Here is a 15697-nt window from a genome sequence, read left to right as displayed (position 1 = left end):
ATGAAGCACGTGTTTATCGCCTTGCTGTTGACCTGCGCCAATGCCCAGGCCGCCATGGGCCCGTTCGATGTGTATGAGCAGGCCCTGCGCAATGATCCGGTATTCCTGGGCGCCATCAAGGAGCGCGACGCAGGCCTGGAAAACCGCACCATCGGCCGCGCCGGCCTGCTGCCCAGGCTGTCCTATAACTACAACAAGGGCCGCAACAACTCCCAGGCCACCTTGCCGGACGGGCGCGGCGGCAATTATCACGACGACCGCAACTACAACAGCTACGGCTCGACCTTCAGCCTGCAACAGCCGCTGTTCGACTATGAAGCCTACGCCAACTACCGCAAAGGCGTGGCCCAGGCGCTGTTCGCCGATGAAAGCTTTCGCGACAAGAGCCAGGCGCTGCTGGTGCGGGTGCTGAGCTATTACACCCAGGCGCTGTTTGCCCAGGACCAGATCGACATTGCCCGCGCCAAAAAGAAGGCATTCGAGCAGCAGTTTCAGCAGAACCAGCACCTGTTCCAGCAAGGCGAGGGCACGCGCACCGATATTCTCGAAGCCGAGTCGCGCTATGAGCTGGCCACCGCCGAAGAGATCCAGGCGCTGGATGAGCAGGATGCTTCGCTGCGTGAACTGGGCGCATTGATTGGCGTACAGAGCGTCAACATCCACGACCTCGCGCCGTTGAACCAGGGTTTCGCCGCGTTCACGCTGACCCCGGCCAACTTCGACACTTGGCATGAACTGGCGATCAGCAACAACCCGACCCTGGCCTCGCAGCGCCAGGCGCTGGAAGTGGCGCGTTATGAGGTGGAACGCAACCGCGCCGGGCATTTGCCCAAGGTCACAGCGTATGCCAGCTCGCGCCAGCAGGAGTCGGACAGCGGCAACACTTACAACCAGCGCTACGACACCAACACCATCGGGATTGAAGTCAGCCTGCCGCTGTATGCCGGTGGCGGCATCTCGGCCTCCACCCGCCAGGCCAGCCGCGCCATGGAGCAGGCCGAGTACGAGCTGGAAGGCAAGACCCGCGAAACCCTGATCGAGCTGCGTCGGCAGTTCAGCGCCTGCCTGTCGGGGGTGAGCAAATTGCGCGCCTATCAAAAGGCCCTGGCGTCAGCGGAAGCGCTGGTGGTGTCGACCAAACAAAGCATCCTCGGCGGCGAGCGGGTCAACCTTGATGCGTTGAACGCCGAGCAGCAGCTCTACAGCACGCGCCGCGACCTGGCCCAGGCGCGCTACGACTATTTGATGGCCTGGACCAAATTGCATTACTACGCGGGTAATTTGCGCGATACCGACCTGGCCAAGGTCGACGAAGCATTTGGCCCCGCTGAGCCAAAAAGCATTTCAAGGTGACATTCCCGATTCCAACAACAAGAGAGGCACTAACATGGGTGTGTTTGACTATAAAAACCTCGGGGTCGAGGGCTCCAAAGCATTGTTCGCCGATGCCATGGCGATCACCCTGTATACCTACCACAACCTGGATAACGGCTTTGCCGTGGGCTACCAGCACAATGGCTTGGGGCTAGGCCTGCCGGCCACACTGGTCGGAGCAGTGCTTGGCAGCACCGATTCCCAAGGGGTGATCCCCGGTATCCCGTGGAACCCCGACTCGGAAAAAGCCGCCCTTGACGCGCTCCATGAAGTCGGCTGGACCCCCATCAGCGCCAGCGCCCTGGGCTACGGCGGCAAGGTCGATGCGCGGGGCACGTTCTTTGGCGAAAAGGCCGGCTACACCACGGCGCAGGTCGAAGTCCTGGGCAAGTACGATGACGCCGGCAAGCTGCTGGAAATCGGCATCGGTTTTCGCGGCACCTCCGGCCCGCGGGAGAGCTTGATCAGCGATTCCATCGGTGATCTGGTCAGCGACTTGCTGGCGGCGCTGGGCCCCAAGGACTACGCGAAGAACTACGCTGGCGAAGCGTTTGGCGGCTTGCTCAAAACCGTGGCCGAGTTTGCCGGCGCGCACGGCCTGAGCGGCCACGACGTAGTGGTCAGCGGCCACAGCCTCGGCGGGCTGGCGGTCAACAGCCTGGCGGACCTGAGCAACAGCCAATGGTCGGGGTTCTACAAGGATGCCAATTACGTGGCCTACGCGTCGCCGACCCAGAGCGCGGGGGACAAGGTGCTCAACGTTGGTTATGAGAATGACCCGGTATTCCGTGCGCTGGACGGCTCCTCCGTCAACTGGTCGTCCCTGGGCGTTCACGACAAGCCCCATGAATCGACCACCGACAACATCGTCAGCTTCAATGACCACTACGCCTCGACGCTGTGGAATGTGCTGCCGTTTTCCATCACCAACCTGCCCACCTGGGTCTCGCATTTGCCCACCGGGTATGGCGATGGCATGACGCGCATCCTAGAGTCCGGCTTCTACGAACAGATGACCCGTGACTCGACGATTATCGTCGCCAACCTGTCGGACCCGGCACGGGCCAACACCTGGGTACAGGACCTCAACCGCAATGCCGAGCCGCACAAGGGCAATACCTTCATCATCGGCAGTGACGGCAATGACCTGATCCAGGGGGGCAAGGGCGCGGACTTTATCGAGGGCGGCAAGGGCAATGACACGATTCGCGACAACAGCGGGCATAACACCTTTCTGTTCAGCGGGCACTTTGGTCAGGATCGGATCATTGGCTACCAACCGACGGACAAGTTGGTGTTCCAGGACGTCGAGGGCCGTGTGGATTACCGTGAGCACGGCGCGGATACGCTGATCAGTGTGGGCGGGGATTCGGTGACGTTGGTGGGGGTCAATGGTTGGTCGGGGGAGGGGGGTGGTCGTTAGCTGATGTGAGGTGATAACCCGATCAAGGTGGGAGCTGGCTTGCCTGCGATGCGCACGACTCGGTTTGGCAGGAGGAACGAGTTGATGCCATCGCAGGCAAGCCAGCTCCCACATTTGATCGGCGTTGTTTAGTCTTCCTTGCGGACCGTGGCCACGTCATCGGCCTTCACCCGAATGCGCTTGCCGGCGATGTCGGTGAACTCGTAGAAACCGTCGGCGGTCTTGGTTTTTGGGGTGTCCCTGGTCAAATACTGAGTACCATTTTGCAGCGTCACTACGGTTTGCGTCGCGCAACCGGCCAATGCCAGAAAAGTGAGTGCAACCAGTGGCAGACCCAAATTCTTCATGTTCATTACCCTTACCTTTGACCTTGAAAAGTCCCACGCCAGGGGCGCGGGCGACAAATGTTACGCCATCGACTCCCCATCTGATCACTTTTATGCAGAAAGTTGCGTGCGCCATTTATCCATTAGCCATTGCAACCAGGCGTTTGCGGCGGCACTCTGTATGCATAACCAGTATTTGATCAATGCGTACCATGGCCAACCCCCTCGAAAATCCGCTCTATTACCTGCATAACTTCCGCCAGGTCCTGCATTGGCTGGGGCAACGCTATGCAGATCTGCTCGACCCTGACGAACAGCATTTCATTCAGCAATTTGACAGGTTGGCGCAACCGTCCCAGGCGCTATTGGTGCGCATGGTGATGCGCAAGGGTGTGCATTTTCGTGCGGGCAAGCTCAATTACCTGGAGATCGGTTGCCCCCACGTCGCTGCCAGGCCATTGCTGGAACTCGGCTGGGTTGACGCGCACGGCCTGCTGGCCTTTGAAGAGCTGTTCGGATTGCTGCAAAAGGGCGAAATCCTCGGAGCCTTCAAACCCTGGATCGACCAGCCCAAAGCCAGGAAAACCGATTGGCTGGAGGGTTTGGCGGCGCAATTCAGCGAGCCGCGCAGTTTTGCGCAGTGGTGTCCCGATCTGGCCGATAGCCTGTACAGCCTCACCGTGATGCCGTTGTGCGACCGCCTGCGCTTGATGTTCTTCGGCAACCTGCACCAGGACTGGTCCGAATTCGTGCTGGCGGACCTGGGCATCTACACCTATGAAAAGGTCGAGTTCTGCGCCGAATCCCGTGGCTTGCGCACCCGCGATGACGTGCTCGGGTTTCTGTTCCTGCACCAGTGCCAGCAAGCATTTGAAGCCGGCGAGGCGCTGGAGGCGGTGCTGGCGCAGGTCGCGACGCTGAGCACCGACAACCCCTGGCTGGAAAAACGTCGGGCCAAGCTGTTGTTTCAGATCGGCCAATACTGCGAGCGCAGCGCCGAACTGGGCCTGGCGCAGCAGATCTACCGCGCCTGTACTTACCCCGGCGCCCGCGCACGGCTGATCCGCGTGCTGGAACGCCAGGAGGATTTCGCCCAGGCCATGGCCCTGGCAAATGTCGCGCAAGAGGCGCCGGAAAGCCCCGCCGAACAGCAACACCTGTTGCGGGTGTTACCACGCCTGCGCCGCAAGCTGGGCGAGCCGGCCTTGCCCAAGGCCAAGCCCCGGCAGGTCACGCGTCTGGACCTGGCCCTCATGCCTGCAGACCCGCTGATGTCGGTGGAGTACTGCGTGCAGGCGCACCTCAGCGAGCCTGATGCGCCGGTGCATTATGTGGAAAACGGCCTGATCAATTCGCTGTTCGGCCTGCTGTGCTGGGAGGCGATTTTCGCGCCGCTGCCGGGTGCGTTTTTCCACCCCTTCCAGCGCGGGCCGGCGGACCTGCACAGCGAAGACTTCCACCAGCGCCGTGCAGCGTTGTTTGCCGCGTGTTTCGAGCAACTGCAGGATGAGCGCTACAAGACCACCTTGCGCCAGCGCTACCGCGACAAGTGGGGCATTCAATCGCCCTTCGTGTTCTGGAACCTGTTGAGTGAAGAGCTGCTGGAACAAGCCCTGGAATGCCTGCCCGCCGAGCATCTGCGCTATTGGTTCGAGCGGCTGTTGCTGGATATCCGTGCCAACCGCGCCGGCATGCCGGACCTGATCCAGTTCTGGCCGGCGCAAAAGACCTACCGGATGATCGAGGTCAAGGGCCCCGGCGATCGCCTGCAAGACAACCAGTTGCGTTGGCTGGAGTTCTGCGGTGAATACCAGATGCCGGTCACCGTTTGTTATGTGCGCTGGGCGGAGCAACCGGCTTGAGCTACACCGTAGCCGTGCGGGCGCTGTGCGAGTTCACGGCCAAGGTCGGCGACCTGGACCTGCGCTTTACGCCGTCGCCCAGCGCGCAGGAAGGCATTGCCGGGCATCGCACCGTCGCCTCGCGGCGTAGCGCCCACTACCAGAACGAAGTGGCGCTGGACGGCGAATACCAGCAGCTCAAGGTGCGGGGCAGGGCCGACGGCTATGACCCGGATGCCAATCGCCTCGAAGAGGTCAAGACCTATCGCGGCGACCTCGACGCCCAACCTGCCAACCACCGACAGCTGCATTGGGCCCAGGTCAAGGTGTACGGCTGGCTGATGTGCCAAAAGCTCGGCCTCACGGACATTGACCTGGCGTTGGTGTACTTCGACATCGTCGGTGAAGGCGAGACCGTGCTCAACCAGCGCGCTCAGGCCGCCGAACTGGAGGTGTTCTTCAACCAGCAATGTGCCTTGTTCCTCGGCTGGGCCGAGCAGGAAATGCAGCACCGCGAAGCCCGTAACAGCGCCGCCAAAGCCTTGGGCTTTCCCCATCCCGACTTTCGCCCCGGTCAGCGCGCCCTCGCCGAATCGGTGTACAAGGCCGTCACCACCGGCCGCTGCCTGATGGCCCAGGCACCTACCGGGATCGGCAAAACCATCGGCACGATCTTCCCGCTGCTCAAAGCCCTGGCGCCGCAGCAACTGGACAAGGTGTTCTTTCTGACCGCCAAGACCCCTGGGCGCAAGCTCGCCCTCGATGCGTCGCAGGTGCTGTTCAGCAGCAGCCCCGAGTTGCAACTGCGCGTTCTGGAGTTGGTGGCGAGGGACAAAGCCTGCGAACACCTGGACAAAGCCTGTCACGGCGATTCCTGCCCGTTGGCCAAGGGTTTCTACGATCGCTTGCCGGCTGCGCGCATCGCCGCCTCCAAGGTGCGCCTGCTGGACCAGCGCAACCTGCGCGACGTGGCCTTGGCCCACGAGGTGTGCCCCTATTACCTGAGCCAGGAAATGGCGCGCTGGGCCGACCTGGTGGTCGCCGACTACAACTACTATTTCGATTTTGGCGCCATGCTCTTCGGCCTGGCCCAGCTCAACCAGTGGCGTGCGGCAGTGCTGGTGGACGAGGCCCACAACCTGGTGGAACGCGCCCGTTCGATGTACAGCGCCAGCCTCGACCAGTACAGCCTCAAGACCCTGCGCGACACAGCCCCCGCACCATTGAAGAAACCCCTGCAGCGCCTGAACCGCGAATGGAATGCGCTGCACAAGGACCAGCTCGCACCTTATCAAGCCTATGCCGCACGGCCGGAAAAACTGCTGCTGGCCCTGAGTTCGTGCGCCAGCGCCATGGGCGACTACTTCAATGACCATCCCGAGGCGCTGGCGGGGGACCTGCAAGCCTTCTACTTTGAGGCCCTGCAATTTGCCAAGGTCGCGGAGCTGTTCAACGAGCACTTCATCTTTGATATCAGCAAGCGCGAGTTCAGTGGCAAGCGCAGCAGTTCAACCCTGTGCCTGCGCAATGTGGTACCCGCCGAGTTCATTCGCCCTCGATTGACGGCGGCCCGCAGCAGCGTGCTGTTTTCTGCCACCCTGAGCCCGCGCCACTATTACGCCGACTTGCTGGGCTTGCCCGCAGATACCGCGTGGGTTGATGTGGAATCGCCGTTCAAGGCCGAGCAATTGCGGGTGCGCATCGTCGATGAAATTTCCACGCGCTTTGTGCACCGCCAGGCATCGCTGGAACCGATCGTCGACTTGATCGCCCACCAGTTCGCCACGCAACCGGGCAACTATCTGGCGTTTTTCTCAAGCTTTGACTACCTGCAACAGGTGGCGCAGCTGATGGCCCAGAGGCACCCGCAGATAGCCCTGTGGGCGCAATCACGCGGCATGGCCGAGGCTGAGCGCCAGGCGTTTCTCGATGCCTTCACCGAACACAGCCAGGGCATCGGCTTTGCCGTGCTGGGCGGCGCGTTCGGCGAAGGTATCGACCTGCCCGGCGCACGCCTGATCGGCGCCTTTATCGCCACCCTGGGGTTGCCGCAATTGAACCCGATCAACGAGCAAATGAAGGCGCGCATGGGCGCGATCTTCGGTGCCGGTTATGACTACACGTATTTGTATCCTGGCATCCAAAAAGTCGTGCAGGCGGCGGGGAGGGTGATTCGTAGCCAGCAGGACAGGGGCGTAGTGATGTTGATCGACGATCGCTTCGGCGAGGCACGGGTGCGCCAGTTGTTGCCGCGGTGGTGGGCGCCGGTGACTAAAACGTGACGCCGCTCAGTTGCTCGCTCAACACCCACAACCGCTGGGCCTGCTCCGGATCCATGGCCCAGGGGTAGACGCCGCTGCGCTTGGTTTCATCCTGAGCGAGGGCCGCCACATCACAGTCTTCACAATACAGGCCACCCAGCCCATCGAGTTGAGGGCTGACGCCACACCACACCATCGTCGCAGCACCTTGTTCGGCGCTCTTGTAATGACTGGCCGAACGAATATTGCCTTGTTCATCCAATGCGCCGACAAATGCCAGGTCGTCCTTGTCCAGGTAGCGAACCAGATCGGTAAGGATTTCGCCAGGATGTACGGAAAACGCGCGCACGCCGTTGGATTCGCCTCGCTGATCCAGCGCCACGGCAAACAGCGCGTTGGCGGTTTTTGACTGGCCATAGGCGAGCCACTTGTCATAGGTGCGCTGATCAAACTGCGGGTCTTCGAAATGCAGCGGGCTCAGGCGATGACCGAGTGACGAGACCGCCACCACGCGTGCGCCGTCAGCTTTGCACAGGGCCGGCCACAGCCTGGCGGTCAGTTGGAAATGGCCCAGATGGTTGGTGGCGAACTGCGCTTCTACGCCATTGGCATTGCGCTGCAGCGGGGTCGCCATGATCCCTGCGCTGTTGACCAACAGAGGCAAAGCCCGGCCGGACGCCAGGAAATTTTGCGCGAAACGGTCTATGGACAGCGGATCGAGTAAATCCAGGCTCGCCAGTTCAACGCCCTGAATGCCACGTAAATTGCGCTCGGCCTTGATCAAGTCGCGTGCGGGCACGATCACCTGTGCACCCGCGCCGGCCAACGTCCGCACTGCTTCCAGCCCAATGCCGGAATAGCCGCCGGTCACGATGGCGGACATACCGCGTAAATCTTTATTCGCCAACGCTTGTGTCGCTGTCGTTGCGCCGTCGAATCCACTGTTAATTGGGGTTTGCTTGCTGTTCATAAAGGCACTCCACTCAGGGAGCTCTATAGTGTTTTTTAGAGGTCGGACGCGGAATAGCCTAAAGTCTGTAATTCTGTCGCGATCGTCCGGAGCTTTTGAATTATGGATACCCTGTCCGATGTGGTGGCGCTGTTGCGCAGCCACCGTGCATATTTTGCGGGCCTGAAGGCCGGCGGTGACTGGGCGCTGGATTTTCCAGCGCCGGGGGGAATCAAGTTCAATGCGGTGGTGGAGGGGGAGTGCTGGCTGGAAGTGGAGGGGATGCTGGCGCCCATCCGCTTGTACGAAGGCGATTGTTTTTTATTGACGCAAAACCGACCGTGGAAGTTGTCCAGTCATCTGTCGCTGAAGGGCAGGGATGCACGTGAGGTCTACAGCGAGGCCGTAGGCGGTATTGCCAGCGTGGGCGCCACGGTTGAACTGTTTCTGATTGGCGGCCTGTTTACCTACGGTGACGAAGCCCGTTTGTTACTGGACGGTTTGCCGCCTGTGGTGCGCATCAGCGCGCGATCCGATCAGGCCAGCGTGCTGCGCTGGTGTCTGGAGCGTCTGTCCTGGGAGTACGCGAGCCCAAAGCTGGGCGCGGCGTTGATGACCGAGCATTTGGCGCAAATGATGCTGGTGCAGATCCTGCGGCTCTATCAATCTTCCCTGGGCGCCAGTACCACCGGCTGGCTGGCCGCGTTGACGGATCCAAAGTTGGCGCCGGTGTTGGCGCAAGTTCACGCAGCACCGGCACGGCGCTGGACCCTGAGTGAAATGGCCAGCACGGCCAATCAGTCGCGCTCCACGTTTGCCTTGCATTTTAAACAACGGGTCGGCATGGCACCCCAGGCATATCTGACCCGCTGGCGTATGCACCTGGCGGTACGGGCCTTGAACAGCTCCGGCAGCAGTGTGTCGAGCATCGGTCAGGCGCTGGGTTATCAGTCGGACAGTGCATTCAGTAGCGCCTTCAAGCGCCTGATGAATTGCTCCCCACGGGAATACCGCGAGCGAAACCTACCCAAGGAGGCCAGTGATGAACGCTATCGAGCAATACAGGATTCAGGTCAACGGTATTGATTTGAGTGTGCATGTCGCGGGCCCTGAACAGGGCCCGCCGATCTGGCTGCTCCACGGTTTCCCGGAGTGCTGGCACTCCTGGCGCGAGCAGATCCCCGCATTGGTTGGCGCAGGTTATCGAGTGTTCGCCCCGCAGATGCGTGGTTATGGGCAATCAAGTGCGCCGGCTGAGGTCGCCGACTACGACCTGTTGACGCTGTGCGCCGATATCCAGCAGGCCATGGCTCACTTCGGCCACACACAGGTGGTGATGGTCGGCCATGACTGGGGCGCCGTGGTGGCCTGGCACCTGGCGTTGCTGGAGCCTGAGCGCATCACGCACCTGATCACGATGTCGGTGCCGTTTGCCGGGCGGGCACGCAGGCCGGTGATCGAGATCCTGCGCGAGCTGTACGCCGACCGCTTCAATTACATCGTGTATTTCCAGACGCCCGGAGTGGCCGAGCAGGAGTTGAACGCGGATATCGAGCGCACGCTGCGCCTGTTCATGCAGGATCAGGATGTGTTCTTGCAGAAGAAACCGGCGAATGCCCGCTTGCTTGAGGGCGCGCCAACCCCGGGCGCCTTGCCTGCATGGTGTTCACGCGAGGACTTGGAGGTCTATGTGCAGACCTTCGCCGAGCATGGGTTTCGCGGCCCGCTGAACTGGTACCGCAATTTCGAGCGCAACTGGCAGCGCACCGAGTTCCTGGCCGGGCGGCAGGTGCTGCAACCCACACTGTTCCTGATCGGCGATCGCGATCCGGTCGGCGTATTTGAAGCGCATACCCTCAAGCGCATGCCGGACGTGGTGCCTGACCTCGAGCAGCAGGTCCTGGCCAATTGCGGCCACTGGATCCAGAACGAGCAAGGCCAGCGGGTTAACACGTTGATGCTCGCGTTTCTAGGCAAAAGGTAAAGGTCGCGCCGCGACCGGGCCGGTCCACCAGGCGAATGCTGCGCCCGTGCAGTTGCAGGATACGGTGCACGATGCGCAGCCCCAGGCCGCCATCGCGGCGTGCGCCGCCGATGGTAAAGGCGCGCAGGAACAAGCCTTCGCGCAATTCGGCATCAATGCCTGGGCCACTGTCGCTGACGGTCACGGCGACGCCATCGGCCACAGTCGCCAGGATCACTTCGACTTCGCCATTCACCGGCGTATGGCGCAGGGCGTTGTCCAGCAAATTGGTTAGCACCCGTTCGATCAGTCCCAGGTCGGCCAGCACCGTGGGCACCTGGGGTGGCAGGGTGGCGGTGAGGGTAATGGCACGTGCTTCGGCGGTCAGTTCGAACTTCTGGAAGATGTCCTGCACCAGATCCGGCAGCGAAAAACCTTCGATCACCGGCTGCACAAAGCCATGTTCCAGGCGTACCAGTTCCAGCAACGACTGGGCCAGGCCGCCGACCTTGCGGCTCTGGTCCAGGGCGATGCCGAGGTAGCGGCGCCGTTCTTCGACGCTGAGGCTGGCGTCCTTCAGCGACAGGGTTTCCAGGTAGCCATGCAGGGACGCGAGCGGCGTGCGCAGGTCATGGGAGATATTGGCCACCATTTCGCGGCGTTCCTGATCCTGATGGGTGAGGGCGCGCCATTGTTCACCAAGGCGGTTTTCCATCTGCACAAAGGCATGGTCGAGTACGGCGATCTCGTCGCTGCTGTCAAGTTGCGCAGTGGCGGGCTGTTGGGTTTTGGGCGCGCCATTGATATCGAACTGGCCGACCTTGTCGGTGAGCTGGCGCAAGGGCCGGGTGATCCAGGCAAACGCGATCAACCCCGCCAGCAGACACAGCAGGGCTACCAGGCCGATGGACCACAACGCGATCTTCAACGCCATGCCGGTGGCGTCCTTGGCGTCGTACACATCATGGGCTTCGCCCAGCAGCACCACGTACAGGAAGCCGGTTTGCCGGCCGTTGGCGTTGAGTGGCGCGGCGCTGAATACCTTGCGCCCGTTAACGCTGCGCGGGTCGTCGCCGAGGATCGGCAGCATGGCGCCGCTCAGGAAGCGGCGGATCGGGGCCAGATCGACCTGATCCCGGAGCAGGTGCCCGCGGGGCGCCGCATTGCCGACCACCCGGCCGTTTATATCCAGCAGGTACACCTCGACGCTCGGGTTGACCAGCATCAATTGGCTGAACAGGGTGCGCACGGCATCGGGCTTGAGGCCATCGGCGTCCATCAGTTGGGTGTCGCGGGCGATATGCGCCGCCAGGTCACGGGATAGACCTTGCACCACCTCCAGTTCATGCATGCGGTTGGAGCGTACTTGCAGCCACGCCGAGGTGCCGCTGCAGATCACCAGTAACACGGCAAATACCACCGACAGGCGCTGGGTCAGGGTCAGCCTCATGCTGGGCCCTCGGCAAATTTATATCCCCGGCCCCATACCGTAAGGATGCGCGCCGGGTTGGCCGGGTCGCTTTCAACTTTGGCGCGCAGGCGGTTGATATGGGTATTGACCGTGTGTTCATAGCCTTCATGGCTGTAGCCCCACACGGCGTTGAGCAAGTCCATGCGCGAGAACACCTTGCCGGGTTGGCGGGCGAAGAAGTACAGCAGGTCGAATTCCCGTGGTGTGAGGTCCAGCCGCTGACCTTGCAGGGTCGCGTCGCGGGTCAGCGGGTTGATGAACAACTGGCCAAGGTCCAGGCTGCCGGCGTCCATCTTCAAATTGCGCGCCATGGCATCGACCCGGCGTAGCAGGGCCTTGACCCGCGCCACCAGCTCCGGCATCGAAAACGGTTTGGCCAGGTAGTCGTCCGCGCCCAGCTCCAGGCCCAGGATGCGGTGCAATTCGCTGGAGCGCGCACTGGTGATAATGATCGGCGTGTAGCGCGTCATGGCGCGGGCGCGGCGGCAAATTTCCAGGCCGTCGACGCCGGGCAGCATCAGGTCGAGGATCAGCGCATCCCAGCCGCCTTGTTCCAGCAGGCGCAGCCCTTCGTTGCCGTCGGCGCTGTGCACCACCTCAAACTGCTCGTCACGCAGGTGCAGGCAAATCAGGTCGGCAATATGCGCATCGTCCTCGACCACCAGGACACGTTTGGGCTGATCCATGTAAGAGAAACCTTCGCTTGTAGTGCGCGCATTGTGCGGCTTTTGCCACAGTGTAGTTATCACGAATTGTTTAACTCTGCGTGAGGATTCCGCGACCGCCCAACGCGCACGATAACCCCATTACCAAACCGAGCACGGCCCCTGTGGCAAGCGGAGCTTGTGGCGAGCGGGCTTGCCCGCGTTGGGCTGCGTAGCGGCCCCAAAAAAGCGGGAGCGCTGCGCACTCCAACGCGGGCAAGCCCGCTCGCCACGGGATCAAATGAGGAGAACCCCATGTACTCACGTCGACAAATACTGCTGGCCGGCGGCGGCCTGGGTGTCGCCGTCCTGGCTGGCGGCCTGTTGAAGCAGCCCAACGTGATCACCGAGGCGGAGGCCGCCGAGGCCTTCGAGGTCAGCCACACCGACGCCCAATGGCGCAGCCTGCTGAGCGCCGAGCAGTACAGCATCCTGCGCGAGGAGGGGACCGAGCGCCCCTACACCAGCGCCCTTAACGACGAACACCGCGCCGGCACCTTTGCGTGCGCCGGCTGCGCGCTGGCGCTGTTCTCCTCGGCTACCAAGTTTGACAGCCACACCGGCTGGCCGAGTTTCTGGCAGCCGCTGGACCACGCGGTGTCCAGCCGTACCGACACCTCCTATGGCGTGGTGCGCAAAGAAATCCACTGCCGTCGCTGTGGCGGCCACCAAGGGCACGTGTTCGATGACGGCCCTGCACCCACCGGCCTGCGCTATTGCATGAATGGCGCAGCCATGACGTTTACCGCGGCTTAAGCCGATGCCTATCTATTTGTATAAGGGAAGATCCCATGTGGCTTCTGGTTCTCGCGTACCTGGGCGGCGTGCTGACAATCGTCAGTCCGTGCATCCTGCCTGTTCTGCCTTTTGTCTTCGCTCGCACCGGGCAGCCGTTTTTGCGCAGTGGCTTGCCGCTGTTAGCGGGCATGGCGGTGACATTTGCCCTGGTCGCCTCGCTGGCGGCGGTGGGCGGCGGCTGGGTGGTGCAAGTCAATCAATACGGGCGTTGGCTCGCGTTGCTGTGCGTGGCCCTGTTCGGACTCACGCTCCTGTTGCCGCAGTTGTCCGAGCGCCTGACGCGCCCGTTGGTGGCTGCCGGCAGTCGCCTGTCGGAAGCCGCCGGGGCCGACGCCAGGCCACGGCCGGGCGCCTCGTTTCTGATCGGCGTGGCCACAGGGCTGCTTTGGGCTCCCTGCGCCGGGCCCATTCTCGGGTTGGTGCTGACCGGCGCCGCGCTGCAGGGCGCCAGCATCGGTACTACCTTGCTGTTGCTGGCCTACGCCGCCGGTGCTGCCACCTCCCTCGCGCTGGCGTTGCTGGTCGGCGGTAAAGTCTTCGGTTTGATGAAGCGTTCCCTCGGCGCCGGAGAATGGCTGCGCCGTGGCCTGGGCGCATTGATGCTGGCCGGCGTCGCGGCAATCGCCCTGGGCCTGGATACTGGCGTGCTGGCGCGGCTGTCGACCGCGTCCACTGGTGGCCTGGAACAAAGCCTGGTGGATAAGCTCAACGCCAAACCGCAGCCAAAGGGCGGGGCGATGATGGCCGCCGTCAGCCACAGCGACGCGCTGCCGGTCGAAGGTGCGTTGCCATCGCTGGACGGCGCCGTGCAATGGCTCAACAGCCCGCCGCTGACCGCCGAAGCGCTCAAGGGCAAGGTGGTGCTGGTGGATTTCTGGACCTACTCCTGCATCAACTGCCTGCGCAGCTTGCCGTATGTAAAAGCCTGGGCCCAGAAGTACCACGACCAGGGTTTGGTGGTGATTGGCGTGCACGCGCCGGAGTTCGCCTTTGAACGCGACGTAAGCAACGTCACCCAGGCGATGAAAGACCTGGGTATTACTTACCCGGTGGCCATCGACAACAACTACAAGGTCTGGCGCGCCTTCAACAACCAGTACTGGCCGGCGCATTACTTTGCCGATGCCAAGGGCCAGATTCGCTATCACCACTTTGGCGAGGGCGACTATGCCGAGTCGGAGCGGGTAATCCAGCAGCTGTTACGTGAAGCTGGCGCAAAGAACGTCGCAGGTGGCCTGATTGAAGCCGACGCCACAGGCGTACAGCAGGCGCCGGACACTCATGAAGTGCAATCGCCGGAAACCTACCTGGGCTTCCAGCGTGCCGAAAACTTCGTCACCACTGCCACCCTGGCCACCGACACAGTCGCGAACTACCCGGCAGCCGGCAACCTGGCCTTGAACAACTGGACGCTGGAAGGCCACTGGAACGTCGGCGGCCAGCAAGCCACCCTCGATCAGGCCGGCGGGCGCGTCGTCTACCGCTTTCATGCCCGCGACCTGCACCTGGTGCTGGGCCCCGGCGCGGATGGCAAGCCGGTGCGTTTCAAGGTGACGATTGATGGCCAGGCCCCCGGCGATGCCCACGGCACCGACGTGGCCCCGGATGGCAGCGGCACCGTTACCGAGCAACGCCTGTACCAGCTGGTGCGTCAGCCAGGTGCAGTGAAGGACCGCACGTTCAGCATCGAATTTCTCGACCCGCACGTGTCGGCCTATGCCTTCACCTTTGGCTAACTGATTTTATGGCTTGAAAACCCAATCAATGTGGGAGCGGGCTTGCTCGCGAATGCGGTGAATCAGTCACCCAATGCATTAGCTGAAACACCGCTTTCGCGAGCAAGCCCGCTCCCACATTCGACCGCGTTCTGGAGTGACTGCAATGAAACTGCTCAAGATCTTACCCGCTCTGGCTTTTGCCGCGTTCATCGGCCAAAGCCCAGCCTTCACGTTCGGCGCCGCCGACGACGCCGTGACGATCGCGCCGCCCGCGTTAGACCTGCCCGCCGAGCCCGGCAACCTGCAAACCGCCGTGTTCGCCGGTGGCTGCTTCTGGGGCGTGCAAGGGGTGTTCCAGCATGTGCAGGGGGTTAAAAACGCCGTCTCCGGCTACGGCGGCGGCGCGGCCAATACCGCCCAGTACGAGGCTGTGAGCGAAGGCACCACCGGCCACGCCGAGTCGGTGTCTATCACCTACGACCCCAGCAAAGTCAGCTACGGCAAGCTGTTGCAGATCTACTTCTCGGTGGCCCACGACCCCACTGAACTCAACCGCCAGGGCCCGGACACCGGCACCCAGTACCGTTCGGAAATCTTCGCGCAGAATGCCGAGCAGCAAAAAGTCGCCCAGGCCTATATCGTCCAGTTGGACGCGGCAAAAACCTTCGACAAGCCGATTGTGACCAAGGTCGAGGTGGGCAAGGCGTTTTACCCGGCGGAGTCCTACCATCAGGACTTCCTTACCGAGAACCCGTCTTACCCGTATATCGTGATCAATGATTTACCCAAAGTAGCGCAGCTGAAAAAGCTGTTCCCCGACCAGTACCGCGCAGAGCCCGTGCTGGTCAAAAACCAATAAACACCACACC

13 protein-coding genes are annotated in these 15697 nt (G+C 62.1%); 9 read left to right on the top strand and 4 right to left on the bottom strand.

What is annotated here, in order from left to right; genetic code table 11:
- Together LRS56_11740 and LRS56_11735 are read left to right on the top strand one after the other, a co-directional pair.
- Window positions 1–1353 (top strand): TolC family outer membrane protein, encoded by a 1353-nt coding sequence (locus tag LRS56_11740; GenBank protein ID WDU65063.1) that lies wholly within the window; start codon window positions 1–3, stop codon window positions 1351–1353.
- A 34-nt stretch (window positions 1354–1387) separates the two neighbouring features.
- Window positions 1388–2797, top strand: a complete 1410-nt coding sequence (locus LRS56_11735; protein ID WDU65062.1) for a lipase — start codon at window positions 1388–1390, stop codon at window positions 2795–2797.
- Window positions 2798–2925: 128 nt separating this feature from the next.
- On the opposite strand, the gene LRS56_11730 is transcribed toward LRS56_11735, so the two are convergent.
- Window positions 2926–3150, bottom strand: coding sequence for a YgdI/YgdR family lipoprotein (locus LRS56_11730; GenBank protein ID WDU65061.1), 225 nt, complete (start codon window positions 3148–3150; stop codon window positions 2926–2928).
- Window positions 3151–3335: 185 nt separating this feature from the next.
- On the opposite strand from LRS56_11730, the gene LRS56_11725 reads away from it, so the two are divergent.
- Both LRS56_11725 and LRS56_11720 read left to right on the top strand, forming a co-directional pair.
- Entirely contained in the window at window positions 3336–4985 is a 1650-nt protein-coding gene (locus LRS56_11725) for a VRR-NUC domain-containing protein (GenBank protein WDU65060.1), read from the top strand.
- A complete protein-coding gene (locus LRS56_11720; GenBank protein ID WDU65059.1) occupies window positions 4982–7246 on the top strand; it encodes an ATP-dependent DNA helicase in 2265 nt (754 codons plus the stop codon). The genes LRS56_11725 and LRS56_11720 overlap by 4 nt, the downstream gene beginning before the upstream one ends.
- Here the strand turns inward: LRS56_11720 and LRS56_11715 are convergent.
- Window positions 7236–8195 carry an oxidoreductase gene (locus LRS56_11715; protein ID WDU65058.1) on the bottom strand — a complete coding sequence of 320 codons (960 nt, stop codon included), beginning with the start codon at window positions 8193–8195 and terminating at the stop codon, window positions 7236–7238. The two genes, LRS56_11720 and LRS56_11715, sit on opposite strands and share 11 nt — an antisense overlap.
- 102 nt (window positions 8196–8297) lie before the next feature.
- Here LRS56_11715 and LRS56_11710 point away from each other — a divergent pair, with 102 nt between their 5' ends.
- Window positions 8298–9260, top strand: coding sequence for an AraC family transcriptional regulator (locus LRS56_11710; protein ID WDU65057.1), 963 nt, complete (start codon window positions 8298–8300; stop codon window positions 9258–9260).
- Complete coding sequence (locus tag LRS56_11705; protein WDU65056.1) at window positions 9217–10158, top strand: alpha/beta hydrolase; 942 nt, start codon at window positions 9217–9219, stop codon at window positions 10156–10158. Before LRS56_11710 ends, LRS56_11705 begins: the two co-directional genes overlap by 44 nt.
- On the opposite strand, the gene LRS56_11700 is transcribed toward LRS56_11705, so the two are convergent.
- Both LRS56_11700 and LRS56_11695 read right to left on the bottom strand, forming a co-directional pair.
- The gene (locus tag LRS56_11700) at window positions 10121–11587 is read right to left on the bottom strand and encodes a HAMP domain-containing sensor histidine kinase (GenBank protein ID WDU65055.1); all 1467 of its coding nucleotides are present in this window, start codon (window positions 11585–11587) and stop codon (window positions 10121–10123) included. The two genes, LRS56_11705 and LRS56_11700, sit on opposite strands and share 38 nt — an antisense overlap.
- A complete protein-coding gene (locus LRS56_11695; protein WDU65054.1) occupies window positions 11584–12294 on the bottom strand; it encodes a response regulator transcription factor in 711 nt (236 codons plus the stop codon). Before LRS56_11695 ends, LRS56_11700 begins: the two co-directional genes overlap by 4 nt.
- 273 nt (window positions 12295–12567) lie before the next feature.
- Between LRS56_11695 and msrB the strand changes: the two genes are divergently transcribed.
- The 3 genes from msrB (at window position 12568) to msrA (ending at window position 15687) form a co-directional block, all read left to right on the top strand.
- A complete protein-coding gene (msrB, locus tag LRS56_11690) occupies window positions 12568–13068 on the top strand; it encodes a peptide-methionine (R)-S-oxide reductase MsrB (GenBank protein ID WDU65053.1) in 501 nt (166 codons plus the stop codon).
- A 35-nt stretch (window positions 13069–13103) separates the two neighbouring features.
- Window positions 13104–14846, top strand: coding sequence for a cytochrome c biogenesis protein DipZ (locus LRS56_11685; GenBank protein ID WDU65052.1), 1743 nt, complete (start codon window positions 13104–13106; stop codon window positions 14844–14846).
- A 145-nt stretch (window positions 14847–14991) separates the two neighbouring features.
- Window positions 14992–15687, top strand: coding sequence for a peptide-methionine (S)-S-oxide reductase MsrA (msrA, locus tag LRS56_11680; GenBank protein ID WDU65051.1), 696 nt, complete (start codon window positions 14992–14994; stop codon window positions 15685–15687).
- Window positions 15688–15697 lie beyond the last annotated feature (10 nt).

The sequence above is a fragment of the Pseudomonas poae genome (assembly GCA_028869255.1).
Taxonomy (GTDB): Bacteria; Pseudomonadota; Gammaproteobacteria; order Pseudomonadales; family Pseudomonadaceae; genus Aquipseudomonas; species Aquipseudomonas poae_C.
Note: the sequence above shows the minus strand (reverse complement) of the source record. Positions and strands in the feature narration are given on the sequence as shown.